Raw genomic sequence first — 24232 nt, forward strand, 5'->3', positions numbered from 1 at the left:
CGAGCCATCACGATCTCGAGGGGTAGCTATGTCTAACTCTCCTGACGTAGTGTGTACCGTTTTCTTTCCATAACCATTTCTTCGATTCGTAGAATCTTTTTCAGTCTTATCATTCGATTCATAGCCCAGGTGGTGATTCATTTCACCTTTTAACATCGCTTCAAACATTGGACCAAAAATGTCTTTTAGAGCACTTTGCATCTCTTCTACTGATGTGGGTTGGTACTCTTCAATAATTTTATTAGCTAGATTGACTGATTTCGGATCACGCTTAATTTTTGTCATTTTGAATTCCTCCCAATTCCATATATAATCAGTCTAGGTAAATAAAAAAAATCTAAACCAGTAAATAGAAGCCGTACACTCTTCTACTTACACAGTTTAGATTACACTCTCCAAGTTAATAGCTTCTCTATTCCCCATAATAAGTCCCCATAAATAATATTGAATCTGTCTCTTCATCAGCAATCACATACAAAAATGGACGATTCGCCTGGAACACTTTCCGTTCTGGTGACCCTGATTCTACCATTGCTACTGCCGTTACTGCTGCCGCTTCGCTTCCCTCTTCATTCACTTCAATAACAGCTTTGTGAAGGACATCATCAATTCTTAATCCACTCTCAGACATACCCGAAAAATCTGCTGCTTGAAAAGGGCGTTCCATTCCTAAGCTGATTAAATTATCTTTAATGCTTTTAACACCATACTTGACCTTGAAGCTTGGCATTTCGATTATGACGTCCTCTTCTGTATTCATATTTTCAATCATACCATTCCATCGACTTGCATCTAAATCCTGTATCATAGCATCTAATGATTTATTATCTTTAGGCAGCATCACGTACATCGAGGTACTTCCCTCTCCGTATTCCATCTCAATCATCTGATAATTTTCACCTTCACCGTATTGAAGGGTTTCTTCTTTTTTCATCATGGAGACGGTGACGCTTTGATCTTTATTCACATGGAATTTTTCATTTGAAGTTCGGTCTTTATTAAATTTTTCTTGCCATTCTCCTTTAAAATAAATAGCATTGATTAAATACATTTGAATATTACCTGGGATTGATGACGTTATAATTTCGTCAATTAAGCCCTCGGTCTCATCACTTACCCAATGATTTATTTCATCAACTGTTTGATCTGAAGTAAAATCTCGTTCAAATATACCAGAATCAAACGTCTTTTCGTTCGTTTCAATAAACTCATCTTTTACCTGTAAACCTTCCCTAAACCAAATGGAATTGGCCACACTTAAATCAACATCTGATAGCTGATTCAAATAATTAATGTACTCTTGATAGCTTTCATTTAGCTGTTCCATCTCTATTTCACTATAACCTAGCACTTCAGCCATATCATCTTTTGTTTCACCGCTAGCTCCTTGATAGGTCATCGTTAAGGCTGTTGAAATACTAAAAGGTGAGATAAACACACTTTCATTTTCATCTTTTAATTCATTAAAAATATCCCACGCAAATTGCGTATTTCCCTCCATCATTTGATCATTAATTTTGGAAGAATCCAGATTATGTTGCGTTGATGAACTACCACAAGCGGTCATCAATACTAACATCACTAGTGTCATCATTAGCTTCTTATACACGTGATAACCCCCTTTGTATGTTCGTCGTTGTTTATTACAGAAATGTTACAACAAGAAAAACTTGCACTAAATTAATGGCGAAAGCGTTTAACAACATTAAACATTTTTAGAGTGCAAAAAAGGATTCTAACTTGGGGTGTCGAAATAAGTAATATTGCGACGAAAGAAGGTGTTGAAATGAAAAGAAATACCTATACGATAACCTATGAAAACCAACCAATTGAGTATTCCGTTATTGGTGAAGGTGAACCCATCATGATTTTGCATGGAGGTCATTCTAATTCAACTGAGGAGTTTGGTTATCAACCTTTAATTCAAAACGGTTACCAAATCATCACACCATCAAGACCTGGCTATGGGCAAACGTCAAAACATTGGGACAATCTCGACAAGGCTTCTGATGTCTATCGTGCTATTGTTAATCACCTAGCTTTAGAAAAAATACATATCATCGCTGTTTCAGCTGGAGGGCCGAGTGGAATTCATATTGCATCAACCTACCCAGAATACGTCCAAAGTCTAACCCTTCAAAGTGCTGTTACTAAGGAATGGCTGACGCCAAAAAATTTATTGTTTTATATGGCCAAAATAATGTTCAATCCAATGATGGAAAAATTCACATGGGCCATGACTCGTACCATGAACAACAGGTTTCCCAATTTCATGTTTAAACAAATGGCTCCATCCTTTACGACTTTAAAAGGAAAAGATTTGCAGGAGCGCATTTCAACTACTGATATTGATGAAATGAAAAAAATGAATAGTCGTTACAATTCGGGGCACGGTTTTTTGATTGACATTCAACTCCCTAACCAATTAAAAAAAGAGCACTTGCAAAACATTAAAGCTCCAACTCTGATTGTTCATAGTATCAATGATGATTCAGTTTCGTTAGACCACCCTAAACACGCAAGCGAACACATACCTAATTCTGAGTTAATAGAAGTGGATACATGGGGACATCTGATTTGGATTGGAAAGGGATCTGAAGAAGTACATGAAAGACAAATTGATTTTTTGAGGAAGTATTCTCTAGCTAAAGTTTAAGATTCATTTTTTAATCATTGTAGGTGGAAATAAATGAGTCGACTAGATTTCATCCGAAACGAAGGAAAAAAATACCATGATTACTGTTATGATCAATACACATTGTTTGAAGCTGGTTCCTGGTTATACAAACCGGTACAAACCGTTATGGAAACACTCAAGAAGCTCAAGGAAAATCGAAATCCCAACGTGTTAGACCTTGGATCGGGTGTTGGTCGGAACAGTATCCCAATTGCCCAACAATTATCTAAACAAAATGGACAAGTTATATGTGTTGATTTTCTTGATTCAGCACTCGAAAAGTTAAGTCATTATAGTGTTAAATATGATGTTAAAGAAATGATTACACCAATCAAGTCCGATATCGCACAATATGACATCACCCCTAATGAATTTGATTACATCGTAGCAGTATCATCCTTAGAGCATGTCGATTCAGAAAGAAGTCTCGATCGTGTTTTAAGTAATATGGCTAATGGTACAAAGATAGGTGGCATTAATTGTATGATTATCAATTCAGACGTCAAAGAAATTGACCTAAAGACTAATCGCGATCGTGATGCCCTTATGGAAGTAAATGTTCCAACTAAACGTATGATTGAAAAGCTAAACCATCATTATCAAAATTGGAATATGATCAAACATGTCATCAAACCTCTTGAGTATGAAATAGTACGCAACAATCGCCCTGTACTGTTAAAAACAAATGCCAATACATATGTGGTGCAAAAAGTGTAAGAAGAGAACTGAGATTCCCCCCTTACATTTTTTCAGGTGCTTGAATTCCAAGTAACCTCAGACCCTCTTTAATCACAATTGATACAGCTTTTACTAAAGCTAACCGATAATCAATCATCTCATCCGCTTCTAGTATCTTCACTTGCCCGTAATACTTATTAAATGACTGTGCTAGGTCTATCAAATACTTAGCTATTACAGACGGCTCATACTCACGAAAACTTATATATATTACGTTTGGAAAGCTCTCTAATTGTTTAACAATTGGCCAGCTATACGGATCATCTAATCCTGCTACATTCGATCCAATAGCGCGTTCAGCTTTTCTTATGATTGAACACGCTCTTGCATAGGTGTATTGAATGTATGGGCCTGTGTTCCCTTCAAAACGCAACATTTCCCCTAATGAGAATTCAATATTATTCAGACGTTCATTTTTCAAATCATGAAAAATAATGGCGCCAACGCCTACCATTTTAGCGACCTCATCTTTATCTTCGAGATATGGACTCTTCTCATCAATGTTCTGTTTAGCGAGTTCAATCGCTTCCTGAATCACTACTTCAAGTAGAACAACTTCCCCTTTTCTCGTCGACATTTTCTTGCCATTTTTTAATATAAATCCAAAAGGAACATGATGCATATGCTTGGCCCACTGGTAGCCCATTTTTTCTAAAACGATAAATAGCTGGTTAAAATGTAAACTCTGTTCGTGACCGACAACATAGATCGCTTGATCAAACTCGTATGCTTCTTGCCTGTGAATGGCTGCCGTTAAATCTCTTGTGGCATATAATGTCGCCCCATCTTGTTTTTGAATCAGACTAGGCGGTAACTCATAGTCACTTAAATCGACAACTTCTGCCCCTTCAGATGTTGTTAGGAGCCCATTTTCTTTTAACAGGTCAATCGCTTTAGTCATTTTATCATTATAGAAAGCTTCACCATTATATGAATCGAACTCTACACCGAGTAAATCATAGATTTTGGAAAACTCTTTTAAAGACTCTTCTCTAAACCATTTCCAGAGTTTAACCGCTTCAGAATCACCATCTTCCAATTTCTTAAACCAAGCTCGACCTTCATCATCTAGTGAAGAATCGTCTTCCGCTTCCTCATGAAACCTAACATAGAGATGTAAAAGCTCCTTAATTGGATTCGCCTTTACCTTTTCTTCATCTCCCCATAATAGATAAGCATAAATCAATTTTCCGAATTGAGTACCGTGATCACCTAAATAATTAATTTTTACTGACTGGTAACCCATTTTCTCTACAATATTGGCAAGCGACTGACCAATGACAGTTGATCTTAAATGCCCCATTGAAAAAGGTTTAGCAATATTAGGTGAAGAAAAATCAAGAACAACGTTTTGGCCAATACCTTCCTGGCTAGAACCATAGTTATTACCTTCTCCTAAGACAGTCTTTAATACTTCTTGACTAACCATCTTCTTATTAAGAAAAACATTAAAAAAGGGTCCCTTAGCCTCTACTTTTTCAAATAAAGGATGCTGCACTTTTTCTGTTAAGTTTTTAGCTATTTCCTCTGGAGACTGCTTAAGTTTTTGGGCTAATGTAAAGCAAGGAAAAGCCAGATCACCCAGATTATCATGCTTCGGTACTTCAATTAAATCAAGAACTTCACTTGAACTAACTCCGAGTTCAAAAGCAATGTGTTCTGCAAGTACTTTTTTAGAATTCATCCAAATACCTCCCATAATATAAAAAATCTCGCCTCTAAAATAAGAGGCGAGATATCGCGGTACCACTCTTTTTGTTCACACTGAACCAACCTTGACATTGATAACGGGATCTCCCCGACTAACCCTACTTCATTCAGGCCGTTCCTCCGAAGTGCGCTTCGTTCAGGCTCAACTATTAGGCTTCCACCATTCCCTAACTCGCTTGAGTCTCCCCCTAAACTACTCTCTTCATCTTAGGATTAATAGTTTAATTTTAAATATATTATCATACCTTTTCATTTAGATAAAGCTCTTTTTACAACTAAAGTCTGAGAAAAATTCATTCTCATTGCTAATGGAAAAAGTGACGCCGTGTTATATACTTAAGATGGTTAAAGGAGGTTTTACGATGATTCCAGATTTAAATCATCATTTATTAACAGAACATAAACGAAATATGGAAAAAATCAATCGACATGCGTGGATATACAGGCAAACTGATGACAAAGAGAATCAGAATAACGAAAAACAATTTTGTTTTACTCTCATTAAAAAATGGTGTATTACAATCAGTTATTCTTGAACTTGACTTAAAATCCAAGTAAAGATAAAAACAACCCGCCAACAGCATTCAAGCCGTTCGGCGGGTGTTTCCTTTCCCTTTTTCTATTCTCTCTTCTCTATTTCTTATTTACCAATGAACATTTGTGTCCAGTAGGTTTGTCCATTTGCTTCAACGTAGCCAACACCAATGTGTGTGAAGTTACCGTTTAGGATATTTTTACGGTGGCCATCACTATTCATCCAGCCGTTCATGACTTGTTCTGGAGAACGTTGACCCATCGCAATATTTTCTCCTGCTGTACGGTAGTTAATTCCGAATTGTTGCATCATATCAAACGGTGAACCGTAAGTTGGTGATGTGTGGCTAAAGTAGTTTTTATTAGCCATGTCACGTGATTTTTCACGGGCAACATCACTTAGCTCAACTGATGCTTCAAGTGGTTGTAAACCGCGTTTTTGTCTTTCTTGGTTTACTAGGTCAACCACCTGTTGTTCGAATGCTTTCAATTCAGAAGTCTGTGATTGATCCTGCTCGACTTGATCTTGAGTTGGTTCTTCTACTTGATCTTGTCCATTATTAGCAGGTGTTTCGACTGGTTCCTCTTGTTGAGGTTCTTCAGCTGGTTGTTCTTGCTGTGGTTCCTGTTCTTCTACAGGTTCCTCTTCTTTAGGTTGTTGCGGTTCATGATTGTTGTCATTTTTATCTGAATCGTTACTAGGTTTTTCAGTAGAATTGTCTGGTTGCTCTTGTTCTACAGGTTCATTTTGCCAATTGTTTGTGTTCCAGAATTGATCAATTAGATCTTGCCAATCAAAATTGGACTCTCCTTGGAACCATAGTGACAATGGCATTGTAAAATAATTAACTTCATAAACATTCTGGCTACTTTGGTCATGTTGGCTACTTGCTGCTACTTGTCCAGTAGCTAGAATAATTGACATTAAGATTGCTATAAACATAGCAACTGCTGGTCTAAACATTTTCAAGGTAAATCCTCCTTATGTTTTGACCCCCATGGACACATTATAACAACTGATTAATAGAATAAAAGAGTTAATATATACCAGCACCACTATTTACCCAATTATCAAAATTTGAATAATATTAAAAAATACCTTTGCATATTTATTATCACAAAGGTGGTGATGCTGCAAAGAATAAATGTATATCAAGTCATGATCGATGGGAGAAATCTATATGGAGGTGTAAGGCATGGAGAATGAACAGTCAAACCTAAGTCAAAAGCAACAAGAATACTGGAAGAAAAACACGCGAATGATTAGTATTCTATTAATCATTTGGGCCAGTGTTTCACTCGTTGCAGGTATTATACTAGCCGTCCCATTTAGTCATATACAATTCTTCGGTGTACCATTATCCTTCTGGTTTGCACAACAAGGATCAATACTAACCTTCCTAGTCATTATTTTCTTCTACGCTATTAAAATGGACAAACTTGATAAAGAATACGATGTTCAGGAAGTCATTTTATCTGAAGAGGGGGGCTCTAAATGACAGTTGAAGCCCTAACATTGACACTAGTTGTTATTACATTTTTAATTTACATTTACATCGGTTGGCGCTCGAAGGTTAAAGATACGAGTAATTTCTTTATTGCCGGTAAAGAAATTCCAGCTGTCGCAAATGGTGCTGCTATTGCTGCTGACTGGATGTCGGCTGCATCCTTTATTTCAATGGCAGGTTTAATTTCGTTCCTTGGATACGATGGAACAATCTACCTGATGGGATGGACAGGAGGTTACGTATTATTAGCCCTGCTTTTAGCACCATATTTAAGGAAATTTGGCCGCTATACTGTGCCTGATTTTATTGGTGACCGCTACTACTCCAATGCGGCGCGTGCAGTGGCAGCAATCGCGACACTTTTCATATCGTTAACCTATGTAGCTGGTCAAATGCGTGGAGTTGGAATTGTTTTCAGTCGTTACCTTCAAGTTGATATTGTTATTGGAGTACTCATTGGTATGGCGATTGTTGCCTTCTTTGCGGTTTTAGGCGGGATGAAAGGGATTACCTGGACTCAGGTTATACAGTACTCTGTATTAATAGTTGCGATTATTATTCCAGCTGCAGCTATTTCGCTAAAACTTACAGGAAACCCTATCCCACAGCTTTCCTTAACTTTTAGTGATATAGCGCAAAAGCTAAGCGTCTTGCAGATTGAACTCGGAATGACAGAGTACCTAGCCCCATTCACAGATATGACAGCTATTAACGTATTCTGTGTCACCTTAGCATTAATGATTGGAACAGCTGGATTACCGCATGTCATTATTCGTTTCTATACGGTCAAAAGTGTACGTGCAGCTCGGTGGTCTGCTGGATGGGCGCTCTTATTTATTGCTCTATTATATACGGTTGCTCCAGCAATTGGTGTTTTTGCAAAATATAATCTCATTACAAGCCTTCATGATACACCAATCGAACAAGCAGAAAGTTATAATTGGGCATCTAAATGGGAAGAAACCGGTCTTCTCCAACTAGATGATAAGGATGGAGATGGTATTTTAACCTTCTCAGGTGATGAAGATATGAATAACGAAGTCACGATTGACCCAGACATCATTGTTTTATCTACCCCAGAAGTAGCAAATCTAGCACCTATTGTCATTGCTTTAGTTGCAGCCGGTGGTCTCGCAGCCGCTTTATCTACAGCATCCGGTCTATTACTAGCTATGTCTAGTGCCGTTTCGCACGACTTATATTACCGTATATTTAGACCAGAAGCTGATGAAAAACAGCGTTTAAAAGTCGGACGGATTATGATTTTTCTTGCAGTCATCATCGCAGGTTACTTCGGTATTAACCCTCCTGGATTCGTCGGAGAGGTAGTAGCCTTCGCATTTGGACTAGCTGCGGCAAGCCTATTCCCAGCAATTTTACTCGGAATCTTCGATAAACGCATGAACCGGGAAGGCGCCATTTGGGGTATCTCAACTGGTCTGGCCTTTACCGTTATCATGATCGCCCTCATGCGTTCCGTTCAGGTATTCGGTACAGAAGCTCCGATTATTGAAAGCTTCTTCGGCATACAAGCTCAAGGTATTGGTGTAATCGGTGCCATTCTGAACTTTATTGTGGCATTTATTGTCTCTAGACGTACTGCGGCTCCACCAGAAGAGATTCAAGAAATGGTTGAAGATATTCGCGTCCCACGTATATCAGAAAAGAAATAATATTAGGGGGGGAGCTTAACTCTCCCCTAATCAATAAAGGAGTGCCATAATCATGACAACCATTTTCGCCATCATCACCTTACTGTTATTTATTTTTCAACCATATTTAGATTTACGGGCTTTAAAGAAAGTGTTTGGAATTGCTTTATTCTTGCAGTTGTTTTATATAATTGGACATTATATGGGGGGGTGGCCCTTTCCGACGCCTACCGTCATTGTACAAATTTTAATCGTGAGTGGTTTAGGTGTTGCCTTAGGTGTTATTTTTTCAAAAATATGGCCAATACCGTCACATAAAGGATTCGAACGAATTTTTCGAACATTTTTGGTCATGGTTCCGTCATTAGGGCTAGGAATTGGCTTACAAATCATCTTACAAGGGGCTCAGGCAACCCAGGCAATTTATCTCATGTTTGCTTTGGCTGCCTGGATAGGTTCCGGTCACTTTATCCGAACTGACGAAGCTAAAAAGGAGAAACCAATTGGTTCAATCTTTCGGAGAAGAAACGCATAATCATATTGGAGACTGGGACAAAAATATCTAGAGGGTGATAAAAGGCGAACAATATCATCTAATATCATTAAAAATGAACGGAGTCAAAATGCGTAGACGCCTGCGGGAACAGCACGAGTCTCGAGATCCCGCAGGCGGCGCTTTTCTGCCGAGGAGGCTCGAGCCGTGCCCGCGGCAAGCGAAGCATTTTGACGTAGTGAATAAAATCTGAACTAAATCTAGTTCGGATTTTATGTTTTTAATAAAGTTTTGTCTCAGCCCCTTTTATTTTTTCTTAATAAATAAATGACTAAATAAATAAGTATAAATAATGCAAACGCCACAGCTTCAAGCGATAATATGTACCAAGGGTAAGGACCTAAATAATCGATGATACTCGTATTACTCGGTTTTTCAACCAAAAACATATAATTAGATCCGATTAATTTATTAATAATAAAAACAAACACGGCGATAACATTTAGTACGATAAATGATCGAATGACGGACATAAAAGTTGGACGAAACTCCTCAACCCAAAGCATATATAAACAGGATAAAACGATTACCATATGAGCTATAAAAAACTGAAAAAAGCGAAAATGTGGAAAACCAAAAAAGAGCTCTGGTGTCACAATCGCTAGAAACGCACCAGACATACTAACAAAGAACGTGATCTCAAATAATCGATAGCTTTTGCTTAATAGCATAAATGTACACAAATATAGCGAAATCGAACATAGTTGGAGTGGTAAATTGATTTTAATATCCCATTGTCCGTTTAATAAAAACCAAAGTTGATAACTAACTGCACTTGTTATGAGGACTGCTATCAATATATATTTTACTGTTTTCTTCTCCTTAAAACTTTGACGAAAAACATACATGAGTACCGCCATGATGAGAAGAATGACAATCATAAGGAAGTGAGAAAAAGAAAATAGCTCAAAAGGATATTTCTCTATGTTAAAGCCAAATAAGGATTCCATGCTTTTCCCCCTCTAGTATAGATGACTCTACTATATAGCATCGAATCTTATCTGTCATTAGTTCCTTGTTTGATTTGGCGCCACTGGTAAACTAAATCAAATACCGATAAGAGAATACTAAAATAGAATACACCACTCGTTAAGGAAATCCCTGGATTAGCTTCATTCCCAATTAAAGTGAAAACGATGACCATCACAACTATGATAGCGGTACTTAAAGCTTGCCAATTAAGGATTTCTTTAATAGATGTATCTTTGTATTTTTTATAATTAAGACTATAAATAATAACCCCAACAAAAATCCAAGAAATAATATTATGTGGAGCCCAGTCCATAAAATGATCAATGACTAATAGGATTAATAATAGAGCCAAAATAACGTAATCGTTTGGTTTTAGATTCATTTTTACACCTCCAATATTTGAACCACTATTATTATACTCACTAATTTTTGGTTCACTACTCTTAGAATTCGCTCGGCACACGTGGTTTTTCGCTCAGTATAACCGTTATTTCGCTCGCTACACCGGTTTTTTCGCTCTGCACTCCAATTATTTCGCTCACCATCCTAAATTAATCGCTCTCACTTCTTCATTTGCTACTCGGTATTTCCCTTTTGATTCTTACAACATCAATCATATTAAAAATACCGAACCACTCTGACTGTGATCCGGCTTCTCTATTTACCAATAAACATTTGTGTCCAATAGTATGTGCCGTTATCTTTAATAAAACCGACACCGAGATGTGTAAAACTTTCCTGTAAAATATTCTCGCGGTGGCCATCACTGTTCATCCAACCATCCATAACTTGTTCTGGCGTCCTTTGACCCATCGCAATATTTTCACCAGCGGACCAATAATCAACCCCGAAGTCTTTCATCATATCAAAAGGAGATCCATAAGTTGGTGACTCATGACTAAAATAGTTGTTGTCTGCCATATCTTGTGATTTAGTGCGGGCTACCTGGCTTACCTCAACCGAAAACTCAAGCGGATCAAGCCCATGCTTTTCACGTTCCTCATTCACTAATTCATGGACTCGGTGTTCAAACTCATGAACCTGGTTCGAGTCTAAGCTTTTGTCTACTTGCGTTTCTGAGTCATTTTGAAAGGTTGTTACAGCATTAGGCTCCGTATCATCTTGACCCTCTAGGTAATTGGACAGCATCAATGCTGCTTGACTCAAGCCATCAACCGCTTTTTCCGTCACTTCAACCCAATCGACTGATGTAATAAGGTGTTCCACATTCGCGACGACTGCTTCAAAGTTGGATGTCTCTTCAGCTGATTTAACTTCTTCATTCGTGTTAAACATCGTATTGGGTAATGAATTTATTAAAAAGCCAAAGATTAATAATATAATGGCATATTTGATTAATTTAAACATGGGTGCCCCTCCTTAGGTTGGTGCCCCTCAAAATCTTCTATCCCCATTATAAAGCTAGTCATCACCATTTTAAACAAAAACATACAAGAATAAACGTTATATTGCAGGGAATTCGACGCCGTATAACGAAACCATATATAACCATTATTAAAAAGGTGATAATTATGCCAAACGTCTGGACACATATTTTATTTTGTGAAGATGTCTTGGAGTATGTCGAAATTCCAATTGACGTTCACGAACATACGAATCACTTTAACCTCGGTGCGCAGGGACCCGATCCGCTTTTTTATCATAGCCCTTGGCCTTGGACAAAGAAGTCGACCGTTAATGACTTGGGCTTAATGATGCACCGTCGTAAATGTGGTTCCGTATTGCAAGATATGATTGAGCATGGTCGGTTAGCTTCAAATGAGACTAAAGCTTATATCATTGGCTTTGTAACACACCATGTGCTCGACCGCGTAACACATCCGTATATTCACTACAAGGCAGGCTATAACGATTACAATCATCAAAAGCTTGAAACCATTATCGATACACTGATGATGTGGAATTTTAGAAATGTAGAAACTTGGAAAAATCCTGTATCTGAAAGACTTGATGTAGGAGCCTATATCAAACCTGAATTATCAAGTATGATGGAAAAAATTCTGCAGGAACACTTCGGTCAAGTGCTTAATTTTGAAGAAGGATTTTTCCAAGAATCCTATCAGCATATGAAGCTTGCCTTACGAATCGTTTTTGATCCAAATGGTTGGAAAATTAAGCTTTTATCAAAATTCATTCCACCTATTTCGCATCGGCCGATTACAGATCGAACTGATTACCTCAATGAAAAAAATGAGTACTGGTACCATTCAGCGACGAAAGTGCCATATACGGATAGTTTTATTGACTTATATAAACAAGCACGCGATGATGCAGTGACTTTAGTCACAGCCATTTTACAATATTGGGATCGTTCACTAGATGAAGCTCGCTCGGAAGCCTTTGAGCTTTTAGGCGATATTTCTTATGATACAGGCAGACCATTAAATGAAAACTGCGAAAACCAATTTGCTGAACCCATTGTTTAAAAAGCTTCCACGCTTAGCCGCTTAGCGTGAGAGCTTATAATTATTTGACTTGAACGTTAACGATATCACTAGGGTCTTCCGCTGCCTTAGCCTCTCGTTCACCTTGTTCAATATTAACGAACTGTAGTAATGTAATACCAGCCACGAAAAATATAAGTAATGACAGGATACCTAAACGACTGCTTTCTGTAAGCAATGCTGCAAACCCGAATACAGCAGGTCCTAAAATGGCCGCAAATTTAGACGTAATACCATAAAACCCGAAAAACTCTGCTTGCTTATTCCTTGGAACCATCCGAGCAAAAATCGACCGACTTAACGCCTGTGCACCACCTTGAACAAAACCAACACAAATGGCGAGTAAATAAAAATGAAGAGCGCTTTCCATAAAATATCCTAAAATCACAATCACAACATAAATAGACAAAGCAAAGGTTAAAGCTTTTTTGGCTGTGATCCATTTGGCCAATTTCGAAAAGAAGAATGTACACGGAATCCCGACGAATTGCGTAATAAGTAAAGCGGCAATCAAGTCATTCGAGTCAATTCCAATGGTCGCTCCATAAAAAGTAGCCATTCGAATAATGGTCGAAATGCCATCCGAAAACATCCAAAAAGCTAGAATAAAAATTAATAATTGCTTGTAATGCCTAAGCGTTTTAAATGTATCGCCAATACGACTAAATCCAATTTTGACGTATGACTTTTGACGAACTTTTTGCTCGCTTTTTTCCTCTTTAACATTTTTAAACAATGGGATGGAGAAAATGAACCACCATAAACCGACTGAGACAAATGCCAATTGACTAGCGACTTTTTCATTTGGAAAACCAAACATTTCGTATTGCGTAATCATTAATAAGTTAACAGCTAATAATAGACCACCACCGATATAACCGAAGGCAAAGCCGCTTGTTGATACGCGATCTATCTCCTCTTTCTTTGCGACACTTGGTAAAAAAGCATCGTAGAAGACATTCCCACCGGAAAACCCAACTGAGGCAATGATAAACAAGATCGATGCTAATATGTAATCCCCTTCATTTACGGTAACTAATAACACACTTGCTGTCATACCCATAAAAGCGAAGAATTTCAGAAATTTCATCTTTGCAGCTGAAAAGTCAGCTATCGCTCCCAAAACAGGTGCCAATACGGCTGCTATTAAAACGGCGATAGATTGTGTAAAGGAAAAATAGGAAGTGGCTGTACCTTCAGCTAAGGTTACTGCTGCTACGCTTTCATAGAAAACTGGAAAGACAGCTGCCATAATGGTTGTAGCAAAAGCTGAATTGGCCCAATCATACATCATCCAGCTACGCTGCAACTTTTTATCCATAATGATCACTCTCTTCTCTTTTTCTTTAAGCATACCAAAGATTTCTAAATGTTGTTAATGTTTTTCAGATAATTTACACGATTTTTGTATTGTATTCTAACCGACTCCCCTATTTTCGGTATTTAAGGCTTCATGACTATAGCTAATGACCCAACAATCAGTTTGATTCCCTAACGTTTTAAAAAAACCAGCTACCCACATCAGGTAACTGGCTCTCATTACGCTTGTTTTTGCACATTCACAAACAGTTTTTGATAAGCATCAGACTCTTCTAACATACCCATCTCACGGTAGGTTTTCGACAACCATTTCAAAGGCTTCGCTTCGTCAGGCTTTAATTCTGATTCTAAGCTAAAACATTCTAAGGCTTGATTCCAACCCTTAAACTCATAATACAATTCACCTAGTGCCTGCATCTGATCTAAATCATCATTCAAATCATATATTTGCTTAAACTTCTCAACAGTTACTAAATCCCCATGTTGCTTTTTAAATGGCTCTAGCCACTTTTTAATGACATCTAAATCATAATCTTTTAACATCACACCGATAAATTTATGCAATAATCGCTCGGCTAAATCTCGATTATTGGACGTCACTTTATTTAATAACAAGCTTAACTCATCGAGTTGAAGGGTTAACTGATTCGGATCAACAGTTTCGAGTGCTTCCGTAATTCTTTTTAGGTCTTTTTCATTTAAATCAATTGGGTGTTGGGAGATAAGGTGTGAAACTTTTTCGATTTGATTCGTGCTTAAATATAAATCACATAAATCTCTTTGGAGTGGCATAAAGTTAATTTGGTTTGAGAGGTATTCTAAAATCTGTGTGGCTTCATGCTCGGTGCAGCTTTTTTGAAGTAATTGATAAAAGGTTTGGTACTGATGAGTAGAAGGGTTATGGGATAATTGATCATACAAGCAAACCATTAACTCAATCCAACGTTCTTCTCGTTCCAACATCATGGTCAACTGTTCATCATAAGTTTCGCGATTTTTAAACATGATTTTTTCCGCTTCAATTTTATCATTTGTAAACAATTCTTCTGATTTTTCGTAATACATTTTGGTGAAATCTTTATAAATGAGGTCACTGGATAAAGACTTAACTAAACTGTGCTTAGGGGCAAAATCCATTAAAATGCGGATTAATTGATAGGCGTCAAACAACTGTCCGTTTCGACGATATTCATAAAACATGGCTCTAATCTTTTCGAATATTTGTTTTTTAGATATAAAGGATTCAAAGAATGTTAAAATATAGGCTTGCTCTTGAGTCGTGTAATGTTTATTTATTTTTCTTAAAAGCTGTTTATTATTAATGACACGTGAGGATTGATTTGAAGAAATGAGTTGGCGGATAAATGGATGAGAAGCTTCAAAGGTTAGTCCGTTTTTAAACGCACTTGCGATGTATGAACCGCGTCTAATTTTAGTGGCTTTTTTGGCCGTAAGGAATTCGGACCTGTAGTAAAAGAGGTAATATAACTCATGGTCCTCGCTCACCGCCTCCACTATTTGGCCACGGACATAAAAGGCCACCCGTTCCGCCCGTAACTTCAAAGGTTTATTCTTTTGATCATGAATTACAAACTGATTTTGTATCATATATCGAGCCTCCTATGACTCCTATTTTAACATAATTATATGATAATGTTATGCGTTTAAATTATCTTATAGAAATCTTTTGTGTTTTGAAACAAGTTTTCATAAATATAGGCAACCTCGCATTGCTTTAATTCCGCTATTTTCATAACCGTTTCATGAATCATTTTAGGATGGGTCATCTGTCCTTGAAATGGCCCTTCAAATGGCCAAGGACCATCCGTTTCAACCATCATCTTTGACAATGGATAAGACTGCACTAGCGACTGTATTTCAGCCTCATAAAGAACATCAGGCGTAATCGATATAAAATAATGGTGATCAATCATCCGTTTTACCGTTTTAGCATCACCTTTAAACCAATGAAAATGCGCCTTTGTTACCGAGTATTGTTCTAATAAATCACAAACAATAGGTGCATCCTCATAGATCGCATGTAAAACAATCGGTAAATCGAGCTCTTTCGCTTTTTGAACAAACTTCTCTAAAAGATTAAGGTAAGGTTCTACTTTAATAGAACGATTGTCTTTTCTCATGTAGTAAGGTAAGCCAACTTCGCCGATGGCCACAATCTCATCCTGATAGCCATCAATCAACTCGAACAATTTGTCTACCTCATTCTGATTAGGAAGCTTTTGTTCCGGGTGATATCCTATTGAGACTTTAACCCTTTCATCTTGTTTAGCCAATTCTATATTTTCTTGAGCTGATTGAGCATGACGGGATACAGAAATTAAATCCGTAACCTTATAAGCCTCCATTACCTTAAGGATGTGACGTTTTTCATCTTCTTTATATAGATCAAAATGAATATGACTATCAATAATTGGCTGATGCATGTGAAGACCTCATTTCTTGATAAATGTCTTTTTTCATATATAAAAATTCTTCACTTAATAAAATCTCTTCTTTTCTCGGTCGTTCAAAAGGTATTTCAAATTCCTTAATGACCTTGGCTGGACGTTGAGATAAAACAATGACTCGATCGGACAGAAAAATCGCTTCTTCAATATTATGTGTCACAAATAAAATTGAACGTTGGTGCTCAGACCACATCGAAAGCAGCCACTTTTGCATATCGGTTCGTGTAAACTCATCTAGTGCTGAGAAAGGTTCATCTAGTAAAATTAAGGGTTGTGGACTTAAGATACTACGAATAAATGATACACGCTGTTTCATTCCACCGGATAGTTCATGAGGATACGCTTGTTCGAATCCGCTTAGACCGGCACGTTCAAGCATTTGAGCCGCCATTTCTTCATCCTTTTTCCCCGAGATCTCCTGACCTAGTAATACATTGTCTAAAATCGATCGCCAAGGCATTAGAGAAGGTGTTTGTGGCGTATAACTGACGGAACCCGGGTGATTTTTAATACTGTTCCCTTCTAATAAAACATCACCAGAAGAAGGGCTACTGATCCCGCCGATCATTCGAAACAATGTGCTTTTCCCACTTCCGGAGGGCCCTAATAAAGAGACGAACTCACCTTTTTCAGTGGAAAAATTCACACCATCTAACACACGATTTGATCCGAATGATTTTTGAATGTCACGAATTTCTAGATGTTCCATGCGAATCTCCCTCCTCTGATGCCTGCCATCTGATAGTCATTTTTTCTAACCACATGATTAATAGGAAAAATAATAGACTTAAGGCAACAATGATAAAAATAGCCACAAATACACGGTCGGTCCGGAATGATGATGAGGCAAGTGTCATATATACACCAATACCTTCACTAGCACCTAGCCATTCGGAAATAACAGCACCCATTACACTGTAAGTCGCTGAAATTTTTAACCCTGAAAATAATGAGGGGAGTGCATGTGGCCATTCTAATTTCCAAAATATTTGTTTCTTTGTGGCACCCGCCATTTTCATGTAATGCATAAGGTCACGGTCAGTTCGTCGGAAGCCATCTAACAAGGCGATGGCAATTGGGAAGAAACAAACCAATGTTATGACAATAATTTTCGGTAATATACCAAATCCAAACCAAATAACGAGTAATGGTGCAAGTACAATGACAGGAATGTTTTGCGACAAAATTAATAATGGATACATCGACTGCTTTAAAAACGGAACCAAATGTAAGGATATAGCCACGATAACGCCAACACTACTACCAATGACAAATCCAATTAAAACCAACTCTACCGTCGAAAACACGTGATGTGAATAGTTGGTCCAATCACTTATCATTAGCCCAAAAATTTGACTCGGCGCTGGTAACAACCAATCCGGTACATCAAAAAAGGATATACACACTTCCCATACGATAAATAGTAGGGTGATGACCAAAAGTGGCCGCCACCCTAACTCGATCCATTTACGCATTAGCGATACTTCTCCGTTAATTTATCCATTGACGCACCTTCTGGATTGTATACCACTTTGATTTGTGAAATAACACTTGGACTCCCAAGCTCGACCATTTTTTCATTCATTTTCTCAACGATTGAAAAAAGATCAGAAAGCTCACCTTCCATCGTTGTTTCTAACGCATTCACTTGATACTTAACACCGGATTCTTCGATGACGTTAATCGCTTCATCCACATAGGGAATCACATCTTCGCCATTTTTAGTCTTTGGAATGATTTGTACACTTAAAAGTGAAGTGGCCATCCTTATTCCTCCTCAGGTAGAAACTCGTTCGTAAACGCTTTTTCCGCTTCTAAAGGTTCCTCTAATAAATCGTGATCATACATCCATTCGGCATAGTTTTCCCATACTTCAAGCTTCTGTAGTCCCCACTGTTCGGCATCATCTTGATATTTTGGCGATAACCATTCTTGACTAGCCTTCACTAATTCCGGGTCTAAATCAGGCGCCGCTTCAATCAAAATGTCCGCAGCTTCCTCTGGGTTATCAATCGCAAACTCATAACCTTTTGCAGCACCTTTCACAAAACTGCTTACCACTTCTGGGCTATTCTCAATCATATCTTCATTGGTTGCTAAAACAGGTGTATAGTAATCTAATTTTTCACTGTAATCCGTTAGATAAACCATGTTAATCGGAACATCACGTAACTCCGCTTCGACTCCAGTCCATCCATAATAAATCCAGGCGAAATCAATATCACGTTTAACAGCCGTAAAGAAATCTGTATCTCCCATATTCACAATATCGACTTTGTCAACGTCTGCGTTCTCCTGCTGCATAATAGACGATATAACGGCTTTCTCAACGGGTGCTCCCCATCCACCATAAGTTTTGCCTTCAAAATCCTTTGGTTCCGTAATATTTTCTTCTTTTAAAGATGCGAAACCAGATGTATTATGCTGAATAACAGCAGCAATTGAAACAAGTGGAATACCTTGGACTCTAGCCTCTGTAATTCCCTCTTGGTAGCTGACCCCGAAGTCTGCTTTACCAGATGCTGTTAGTTGATCAGCTCCTGCTTCACCAGGCATAATAATCTCAACATCAAGACCTTCTTCTTCAAAATATCCTTTATCCCTTGCGACATATAACCCCGTATGGTTCGTATTTGGTGTCCAATCTAACACCACTTGAATATCCTTTAAATCCTCTTCGCTGCTAGAATCTTCATTGTTATCCTCTCCATTACACGCTGCTAGCAGGATAAGTACTAGACTCAATAACACAATCATGAATTTTTTCATGTTCTATTTCCCCCTTGTTGTTTCATAACTAGATAAGTTGGTTGGGGATATAAAAAACCCTAGGCTTACACCTAGGGCACACGAAAGTCATATCTCAAACAAAATGTGTTCCCTACGCTGGTCTTAGCCAGATCAGGTTCGAAGAGTCAGTATCTTACGGATACTATCTCAACCAGCAACACTGGTCCCCCTACAACTTATGCTTAGTTATATTATTTTCATTAATAGTATGACAAATTGTTGAACCAATTGCAACGAATTACTTTTTATTCTTCTGGGATGGCTTCTTCAGCTTGAATATAGCCTGCTCCATAAATATAAGGATCGCCTAATCCTTGTGCGTTATTAATGAGTAAATCCTTTACATCATCTGGTGTTAAGGATGGATCATGCTCTAGCAATAGAGCAACAACTCCAGCACATATCGGTGTTGCCATCGAAGTTCCAGATAACATAACGTAATATTCCCCGACTCTTGCATCCTTTTGTAATTTATCAATATATGACCCTGGAGATCTTAAAGATACAATATCTACACCAGGTGCTACGACATCTGGCTTTGTGACTCCATAAATCGTTGGCCCACGACTAGAGAAGTTAGCAATTATATCGTCAGATCGTTCTACCGTATCACGATCATCCATTGCACCAACGGTAATCACTTTATTACTTATACCAGGGCTTGCGATCGTATTTGGTTCGGGGCCTTCATTACCGGCTGCAACACATACAACCATACCAGCTTCCCATGCTGTTTCAACGATATCTACCATTGGGTCATCATCCTCATCTTGATAACTACTATTAGCTGGACTACCAAGCGACATGGAAATGACGTCTATTCCAATGGTTTCTTGGTTTTCAATACACCACTGGACCCCTTCCATAACCGTCGATAAAGATCCGGAACCCATTTTATCTAATACTTTAACACCGATAATATTAGCCTTCGGTGCAGGTGCTTGATACTGCCCCATTGACATGGCACCATCTCCGGCAACATCACCAGCACAATGAGTTCCATGACCATTGTCATCATACGGTTCTGTGTCTTGGTTTACGAGATCCACGAACTCTACGATTCTACCCTGTAAGTCTTCATGTGGGTGAACACCAGTATCAATAACAGCGACATTAACCCCTTCACCTGTTGATTCAGAACCGTTTCGTACGACTTCGTCGGCTTGAACTGTCGGTGTAGCAACATCTAATAATGCCTGAACCTCTCGATCATAGTAGACTTTTTTAATATGATTACATTCGCTAAATACCTCTTCTAAAGCTTCAGGTGTTACCGTTGCAGTGGAACAACGAACGGTTGAAAGATCCTTACCGGGCTTGCATCGTCTATGACGATTAATCACTTGGTTTAAGGTATTCATTTCATGTTCAAGATGGCATGATTCATTATCATTAAATTGTACGATCACATTAAATTTCTTCTTTTTCTTTAAATACGACTCAAATGATTTATGCAAGAAACAAGGTGTAAATTTAAATGGGCGATATAAGGTCAGTAGCTGATCTCTAAGCTTCCGGTCCAATTTGCTTCCATGATTCCGAACCATTTGAACCATAGAATATCCAAACATACTCTCACCTCATTTTAATAGATTCTATACAGTCTATTAAAACGAAGTTAGTATAGTAACGGTAGATGTACTAGTATAGTGTAAAAATCACCCCCACTTTCGGGAACTAGTTTATATTAAGCTAGAATTCAATTGAAATTTGCTATATAATTCAATAATATTTACATAGACTATTTGAATGACGACTTGAAAGGAAGATGACTTTGAAACTTAGACAATTTGCTGCAGCTTTTCTCATAAATGAAGATCAGGAAATATTATTTTTACAAAAACCTGAGGATGCTAAATTTCTAGCAGGTCACTTAGTTCCAATTGGTGGGCATATGGAGGCTAGTGAGATTAACACCCCAGAAGAAGCCTGTTTAAGAGAAATTAACGAGGAGACAGGATTATCCAGTCATCAAATTAGCAAGCTCACCCTGCAATATTTGACCCATCGATTAAAAGATAACGAAATCCGGATTCAATATATCTACTTTGGCTATATATCAAAGGACTCTAATCTAACCAACAGCGATGAAGGTTCTTTGGTCTGGATTAATCCAAATAACATTAATGATTTAAAGGTAACAGCATCAGCAAGGGAAATTATTAAGCACCACAAACTAAACGTGTTAAATGAAAATATCTACGTTGGGACGATGAAATCTTTAAATGGAGAACCCGGAATGACGTGGTCAATATTGGAGGACTGGGACAAAAAATAAGGGAAGGATCCCTTATTCAATTGCCTGACCTACATCATAGTCCTCAATATTTAGCTCCATTTCCTTCCCTAATGCGAGATTTGCCAATTCAGCTCCTAAGTATGGTCCGCTGGTTAAACCGGAAGCACCTAATCCATTTGCGACAAGGAGACCTTCGAAATGTGGAACCGGGCCTATGATGGGTAAAAAACCTGGTGTATAAGGTCTAAAACCAACCCTTGTTTCGACAAACGTACTTTCCTCTAACCCTGGTGCGATCTCTAAAGCTTTACCTAAAATCTCATGGACAGCCCCAGTCGTCGTTCGATAATCAAATTCAACCTCATCCGTACGAGTAGCACCGACCACAACACGTCCACCTGAAAATGTTAGTAAATAAGCATTGTTTGGTGGCATCACAACCGGCCAATTATCAGTTTTAGCATCAGGTAGATCTAAGTGTATAATCTGCGCTCTTTGATGCGTCACCTTGTAATGAAGGTCAAGTGGCTCTAATAATTGTTTAGCCCAAGCCCCAGTTGTGTCAATCACTTGATCAGCTAACATTTTCTCTCCATTAACTTCGACACCAATCACTCTTTCCTTGTCATAAAGAAGGTTAGCTGATCCATTAAGTCGAGTTGCACCACGTTTTTCGGCTGCTTTTAATAAAGCATCACGAATGGCCCGACCATCGACACGCGCACCTCCACTGACATAAACAGCACCATATTCTTCAGACATAGGCGGAAAAAGTTTTCTTGCTTCATTATTCGAAATAAGCTCAATATTCCCAATTTCAGGGGCATCTTCACGACGTTTTTTTGCCCGTTCAACTGTTTTCTCTAATTTTACTTGATCATGATGTAAACTAATCGTACCAACCTGCTTATAACCTACATTCTCTTCACCATCAGCCGCCAATTGTTCAACTAACTTTGGATAGTATTTAGCACCACCCTTAACCATGCGGTACCACGCTTTATTTCGGCGTTGAGATAACCAAGGGCACACGATTCCAGCTGCAGCGTCTGTTGCTTGTCCTGAATCTTTTCTGTCAATTAACGTCACGTCCGCACCTGATTTGGCTAAATGATATGTCGTTGAAGCACCTAAAATGCCCCCACCTACTACGATATATGACACGGTTTTCACTCCAAATTTTAAAAAGGTTTTAAAATCATCAACAAGATTATAATCACAAAAATCAAATTTTCCAAATACTCAACGCGTAACAATTTTCGAGAAAGATGTTCATATTCTTCCGGAATTTCTTCACTTTTGTGTGTCTTTAGTAACTGTTTGATTGGTCGAGCTCGTTTTTTCAATACGGTTGGCCCTAACCCTAAAGCAACCAAGAATAAGATTAAACTTGTTAAATACCAACCTGATTGAAATAGAAACGAATTAATCGAGCCCATTAATAGACCCGTGACTAACAATAAACTCCCGCCAACCATAACAAATATATGTAACCGTCGTTTTAATTCATAAGCATGACACAAATCACTCATTGTACGAGCCGATTTTGTTACTGTCGTTAGAATAAATCCAGGTCCCATCCCCATTATAGCTGCGAAGATATGAATAACCACAAGGACTTGATAAATGGTCTGCATTTGTGTTCCCCCTGATTTTATTTTAGTCTTTCCATCTATTATAATAGATAGAAAGTAAAAATTCTCAGGAGGTACTTATGCAACTCCAGTTTGAAGAAAAGTGGGACAAAACCATTTCAGAGCAAGATCGTTCTAAAATAGAGGAAGTCTTTAATAAAACAAAAACTCACGTGGAAGAAGTAATAGAGGTCGTTACGTTGTGGCATGCAACTAATCATAAAGGCGAACTGCTCGTCACAGCATTAATTCATAACCGCAGTGATGAGTCGCTACATTTTCGTGATACAACAGTTCAATATCAAACAATACATCAACTCATCGCTAAAAGATCATTTACAATCTCAAACCTAACCATCCCACCTCAAACAAGTATGCCTTGGACGTTTATTTTTCCAAATGCGAAATCAGATGAACCAGAACTTGGAATCATTAGGATCAATAACTTAGGAGGAGCAAAATAATGGATTCCGCTGAACTAAATCGTTTATCGATTAATGATACCTAAACCAGACAAACCAGCCATTTTCTTTACTTTTAGCTACAAAAAGCTGTCCTTCTAAATTACTCGCACTAATACCAGACCATTTCGGGAAGTAAATACGAGTCAACCAAGAGCGATTGGCCACCTCTTCACCACAGAAGTTTTTCGCCATTTCATAATAAATTTCATCATAGGCACTGCTTTCGGTATCTGGAAAAGGTTTTGCGGTGATGACTTCCCATTCTTCATATAAATGGCCGTACTCATCATCGCTGATATAAATATTCTTGATAAAACCTTCTAATGCTTCCATAAATTCTTGACGGTCTTTCTCAGTCGTTTCCTCCAAATCGGATACTTCAGGACAGTCAAGGGTTTCAGCATGTACACGATAAGGTATGATGATTAGAAATAATAACATGACGCCTAACATTTTTTTCATTTTAACCACCTCATGCCTATTATTTCCTCATGCAATCCGATTATGA

The 24232-nt window shown here is 38.1% G+C and carries 27 protein-coding genes, 1 riboswitch and 1 other annotated feature; of the genes, 9 read left to right on the forward strand and 18 right to left on the reverse strand.

Features of this window, described 5'->3' with window-relative positions; translation table 11 throughout:
• A partial coding sequence (locus BLP77_RS11710; protein ID WP_176753061.1) for a transposase occupies positions 1-285 on the reverse strand: 285 nt, incomplete at its 3' end.
• Between the two features lie 127 nt (positions 286-412).
• Positions 413-1609: a serpin family protein gene (locus tag BLP77_RS11715; protein ID WP_093857326.1), complete on the reverse strand. Its 1197-nt coding sequence runs from the start codon at positions 1607-1609 to the stop codon at positions 413-415.
• A gap of 177 nt (positions 1610-1786) precedes the next feature.
• Here BLP77_RS11715 and BLP77_RS11720 point away from each other — a divergent pair, with 177 nt between their 5' ends.
• Together BLP77_RS11720 and BLP77_RS11725 are read left to right on the forward strand one after the other, a co-directional pair.
• Positions 1787-2656, forward strand: coding sequence for an alpha/beta fold hydrolase (locus tag BLP77_RS11720; protein ID WP_093857327.1), 870 nt, complete (start codon positions 1787-1789; stop codon positions 2654-2656).
• Between the two features lie 33 nt (positions 2657-2689).
• Entirely contained in the window at positions 2690-3394 is a 705-nt protein-coding gene (locus BLP77_RS11725) for a class I SAM-dependent methyltransferase (RefSeq protein WP_093857328.1), read from the forward strand.
• Between the two features lie 22 nt (positions 3395-3416).
• Here the strand turns inward: BLP77_RS11725 and argS are convergent, their stop codons facing one another.
• On the reverse strand, positions 3417-5099 hold the full coding sequence (gene argS / locus BLP77_RS11730; RefSeq protein ID WP_093857329.1) for an arginine--tRNA ligase: 1683 nt from the start codon (positions 5097-5099) through the stop codon (positions 3417-3419).
• Positions 5100-5138: 39 nt separating this feature from the next.
• Positions 5139-5343 (reverse strand) — a binding site (T-box leader).
• Positions 5344-5487: 144 nt separating this feature from the next.
• Here argS and BLP77_RS15875 point away from each other — a divergent pair.
• Positions 5488-5661 carry a hypothetical protein gene (locus BLP77_RS15875; RefSeq protein ID WP_176753062.1) on the forward strand — a complete coding sequence of 58 codons (174 nt, stop codon included), beginning with the start codon at positions 5488-5490 and terminating at the stop codon, positions 5659-5661.
• A 104-nt stretch (positions 5662-5765) separates the two neighbouring features.
• Here the strand turns inward: BLP77_RS15875 and BLP77_RS11735 are convergent, their stop codons facing one another.
• Entirely contained in the window at positions 5766-6623 is an 858-nt protein-coding gene (locus BLP77_RS11735; RefSeq protein WP_093857454.1) for a CAP domain-containing protein, read from the reverse strand.
• 232 nt (positions 6624-6855) lie between these two features.
• On the opposite strand from BLP77_RS11735, the gene BLP77_RS11740 reads away from it, so the two are divergent.
• From BLP77_RS11740 to BLP77_RS11750, 3 genes are read left to right on the forward strand one after another with little or no spacing between them, the layout of a single operon-like run.
• On the forward strand, positions 6856-7158 hold the full coding sequence (locus BLP77_RS11740; RefSeq protein WP_093857330.1) for a DUF4212 domain-containing protein: 303 nt from the start codon (positions 6856-6858) through the stop codon (positions 7156-7158).
• Positions 7155-8840 carry a sodium:solute symporter family protein gene (locus BLP77_RS11745; protein ID WP_093857331.1) on the forward strand — a complete coding sequence of 562 codons (1686 nt, stop codon included), beginning with the start codon at positions 7155-7157 and terminating at the stop codon, positions 8838-8840. Before BLP77_RS11740 ends, BLP77_RS11745 begins: the two co-directional genes overlap by 4 nt.
• A gap of 52 nt (positions 8841-8892) precedes the next feature.
• Complete coding sequence (locus tag BLP77_RS11750) at positions 8893-9354, forward strand: hypothetical protein (protein WP_093857332.1); 462 nt, start codon at positions 8893-8895, stop codon at positions 9352-9354.
• A 254-nt stretch (positions 9355-9608) separates the two neighbouring features.
• On the opposite strand, the gene BLP77_RS11755 is transcribed toward BLP77_RS11750, so the two are convergent.
• The 3 genes from BLP77_RS11755 to BLP77_RS11765 form a co-directional block, all read right to left on the reverse strand.
• Entirely contained in the window at positions 9609-10322 is a 714-nt protein-coding gene (locus tag BLP77_RS11755; protein ID WP_093857333.1) for a YwaF family protein, read from the reverse strand.
• Between the two features lie 47 nt (positions 10323-10369).
• A complete protein-coding gene (locus BLP77_RS11760; protein WP_093857334.1) occupies positions 10370-10726 on the reverse strand; it encodes a hypothetical protein in 357 nt (118 codons plus the stop codon).
• A gap of 275 nt (positions 10727-11001) precedes the next feature.
• Positions 11002-11712: a CAP domain-containing protein gene (locus tag BLP77_RS11765; protein ID WP_093857335.1), complete on the reverse strand. Its 711-nt coding sequence runs from the start codon at positions 11710-11712 to the stop codon at positions 11002-11004.
• Between the two features lie 164 nt (positions 11713-11876).
• On the opposite strand from BLP77_RS11765, the gene BLP77_RS11770 reads away from it, so the two are divergent.
• Positions 11877-12791 (forward strand): zinc dependent phospholipase C family protein, encoded by a 915-nt coding sequence (locus BLP77_RS11770; RefSeq protein WP_093857336.1) that lies wholly within the window; start codon positions 11877-11879, stop codon positions 12789-12791.
• A gap of 40 nt (positions 12792-12831) precedes the next feature.
• Here BLP77_RS11770 and BLP77_RS11775 read toward each other — a convergent pair whose 3' ends face one another.
• The 8 genes from BLP77_RS11775 to BLP77_RS11810 form a co-directional block, all read right to left on the reverse strand.
• Complete coding sequence (locus tag BLP77_RS11775; protein ID WP_093857337.1) at positions 12832-14130, reverse strand: MFS transporter; 1299 nt, start codon at positions 14128-14130, stop codon at positions 12832-12834.
• A 218-nt stretch (positions 14131-14348) separates the two neighbouring features.
• Positions 14349-15737 (reverse strand): hypothetical protein, encoded by a 1389-nt coding sequence (locus tag BLP77_RS11780; RefSeq protein WP_093857338.1) that lies wholly within the window; start codon positions 15735-15737, stop codon positions 14349-14351.
• A 56-nt stretch (positions 15738-15793) separates the two neighbouring features.
• Positions 15794-16573: a TatD family hydrolase gene (locus BLP77_RS11785; protein ID WP_093857339.1), complete on the reverse strand. Its 780-nt coding sequence runs from the start codon at positions 16571-16573 to the stop codon at positions 15794-15796.
• Positions 16554-17306, reverse strand: coding sequence for an ABC transporter ATP-binding protein (locus tag BLP77_RS11790; RefSeq protein ID WP_093857340.1), 753 nt, complete (start codon positions 17304-17306; stop codon positions 16554-16556). The genes BLP77_RS11785 and BLP77_RS11790 overlap by 20 nt, the downstream gene beginning before the upstream one ends.
• Positions 17284-18072 carry an ABC transporter permease gene (locus BLP77_RS11795; RefSeq protein ID WP_093857341.1) on the reverse strand — a complete coding sequence of 263 codons (789 nt, stop codon included), beginning with the start codon at positions 18070-18072 and terminating at the stop codon, positions 17284-17286. Before BLP77_RS11795 ends, BLP77_RS11790 begins: the two co-directional genes overlap by 23 nt.
• Entirely contained in the window at positions 18072-18362 is a 291-nt protein-coding gene (locus BLP77_RS11800) for a thiamine-binding protein (protein WP_093857342.1), read from the reverse strand. The genes BLP77_RS11795 and BLP77_RS11800 overlap by 1 nt, the downstream gene beginning before the upstream one ends.
• 2 nt (positions 18363-18364) lie before the next feature.
• Positions 18365-19366 (reverse strand): ABC transporter substrate-binding protein, encoded by a 1002-nt coding sequence (locus tag BLP77_RS11805; protein WP_093857343.1) that lies wholly within the window; start codon positions 19364-19366, stop codon positions 18365-18367.
• 92 nt (positions 19367-19458) lie between these two features.
• Positions 19459-19568, reverse strand: a riboswitch (TPP riboswitch).
• A gap of 64 nt (positions 19569-19632) precedes the next feature.
• A complete protein-coding gene (locus tag BLP77_RS11810) occupies positions 19633-20958 on the reverse strand; it encodes a S8 family peptidase (protein ID WP_093857344.1) in 1326 nt (441 codons plus the stop codon).
• A 203-nt stretch (positions 20959-21161) separates the two neighbouring features.
• Here BLP77_RS11810 and BLP77_RS11815 point away from each other — a divergent pair, with 203 nt between their 5' ends.
• A complete protein-coding gene (locus tag BLP77_RS11815; protein ID WP_176753063.1) occupies positions 21162-21665 on the forward strand; it encodes an NUDIX hydrolase in 504 nt (167 codons plus the stop codon).
• 12 nt (positions 21666-21677) lie between these two features.
• Here BLP77_RS11815 and BLP77_RS11820 read toward each other — a convergent pair whose 3' ends face one another.
• Positions 21678-22790: an NAD(P)/FAD-dependent oxidoreductase gene (locus BLP77_RS11820; RefSeq protein WP_371859595.1), complete on the reverse strand. Its 1113-nt coding sequence runs from the start codon at positions 22788-22790 to the stop codon at positions 21678-21680.
• 17 nt (positions 22791-22807) lie between these two features.
• The gene (locus BLP77_RS11825) at positions 22808-23263 is read right to left on the reverse strand and encodes a DUF2269 family protein (protein ID WP_093857347.1); all 456 of its coding nucleotides are present in this window, start codon (positions 23261-23263) and stop codon (positions 22808-22810) included.
• Positions 23264-23340: 77 nt separating this feature from the next.
• Here BLP77_RS11825 and BLP77_RS11830 point away from each other — a divergent pair, with 77 nt between their 5' ends.
• Positions 23341-23724: an SLAP domain-containing protein gene (locus tag BLP77_RS11830; RefSeq protein WP_093857348.1), complete on the forward strand. Its 384-nt coding sequence runs from the start codon at positions 23341-23343 to the stop codon at positions 23722-23724.
• A 30-nt stretch (positions 23725-23754) separates the two neighbouring features.
• Here BLP77_RS11830 and BLP77_RS11835 read toward each other — a convergent pair whose 3' ends face one another.
• Positions 23755-24186, reverse strand: a complete 432-nt coding sequence (locus tag BLP77_RS11835) for a hypothetical protein (RefSeq protein ID WP_093857349.1) — start codon at positions 24184-24186, stop codon at positions 23755-23757.
• Positions 24187-24232 lie beyond the last annotated feature (46 nt).

Source organism: Tenuibacillus multivorans (genome assembly GCF_900103915.1).
GTDB lineage: Bacteria > Bacillota > Bacilli > Bacillales > Alkalibacillaceae > Tenuibacillus > Tenuibacillus multivorans.

Coding starts and splice junctions, on each gene's coding strand:
- BLP77_RS11720 (WP_093857327.1), top strand. CDS start 1,787: ATGAAAAGAAATACCTATACGATAACCTATGAAAACCAACCAATTGAG.
- BLP77_RS11725 (WP_093857328.1), top strand. CDS start 2,690: ATGAGTCGACTAGATTTCATCCGAAACGAAGGAAAAAAATACCATGAT.
- argS (WP_093857329.1), bottom strand. CDS start 5,099: ATGAATTCTAAAAAAGTACTTGCAGAACACATTGCTTTTGAACTCGGA.
- BLP77_RS15875 (WP_176753062.1), top strand. CDS start 5,488: ATGATTCCAGATTTAAATCATCATTTATTAACAGAACATAAACGAAAT.
- BLP77_RS11735 (WP_093857454.1), bottom strand. CDS start 6,623: ATGTTTAGACCAGCAGTTGCTATGTTTATAGCAATCTTAATGTCAATT.
- BLP77_RS11740 (WP_093857330.1), top strand. CDS start 6,856: ATGGAGAATGAACAGTCAAACCTAAGTCAAAAGCAACAAGAATACTGG.
- BLP77_RS11745 (WP_093857331.1), top strand. CDS start 7,155: ATGACAGTTGAAGCCCTAACATTGACACTAGTTGTTATTACATTTTTA.
- BLP77_RS11750 (WP_093857332.1), top strand. CDS start 8,893: ATGACAACCATTTTCGCCATCATCACCTTACTGTTATTTATTTTTCAA.
- BLP77_RS11755 (WP_093857333.1), bottom strand. CDS start 10,322: ATGGAATCCTTATTTGGCTTTAACATAGAGAAATATCCTTTTGAGCTA.
- BLP77_RS11760 (WP_093857334.1), bottom strand. CDS start 10,726: ATGAATCTAAAACCAAACGATTACGTTATTTTGGCTCTATTATTAATC.
- BLP77_RS11765 (WP_093857335.1), bottom strand. CDS start 11,712: ATGTTTAAATTAATCAAATATGCCATTATATTATTAATCTTTGGCTTT.
- BLP77_RS11770 (WP_093857336.1), top strand. CDS start 11,877: ATGCCAAACGTCTGGACACATATTTTATTTTGTGAAGATGTCTTGGAG.
- BLP77_RS11775 (WP_093857337.1), bottom strand. CDS start 14,130: ATGGATAAAAAGTTGCAGCGTAGCTGGATGATGTATGATTGGGCCAAT.
- BLP77_RS11780 (WP_093857338.1), bottom strand. CDS start 15,737: ATGATACAAAATCAGTTTGTAATTCATGATCAAAAGAATAAACCTTTG.
- BLP77_RS11785 (WP_093857339.1), bottom strand. CDS start 16,573: ATGCATCAGCCAATTATTGATAGTCATATTCATTTTGATCTATATAAA.
- BLP77_RS11790 (WP_093857340.1), bottom strand. CDS start 17,306: ATGGAACATCTAGAAATTCGTGACATTCAAAAATCATTCGGATCAAAT.
- BLP77_RS11795 (WP_093857341.1), bottom strand. CDS start 18,072: ATGCGTAAATGGATCGAGTTAGGGTGGCGGCCACTTTTGGTCATCACC.
- BLP77_RS11800 (WP_093857342.1), bottom strand. CDS start 18,362: ATGGCCACTTCACTTTTAAGTGTACAAATCATTCCAAAGACTAAAAAT.
- BLP77_RS11805 (WP_093857343.1), bottom strand. CDS start 19,366: ATGAAAAAATTCATGATTGTGTTATTGAGTCTAGTACTTATCCTGCTA.
- BLP77_RS11810 (WP_093857344.1), bottom strand. CDS start 20,958: ATGTTTGGATATTCTATGGTTCAAATGGTTCGGAATCATGGAAGCAAA.
- BLP77_RS11825 (WP_093857347.1), bottom strand. CDS start 23,263: ATGCAGACCATTTATCAAGTCCTTGTGGTTATTCATATCTTCGCAGCT.
- BLP77_RS11830 (WP_093857348.1), top strand. CDS start 23,341: ATGCAACTCCAGTTTGAAGAAAAGTGGGACAAAACCATTTCAGAGCAA.
- BLP77_RS11835 (WP_093857349.1), bottom strand. CDS start 24,186: ATGAAAAAAATGTTAGGCGTCATGTTATTATTTCTAATCATCATACCT.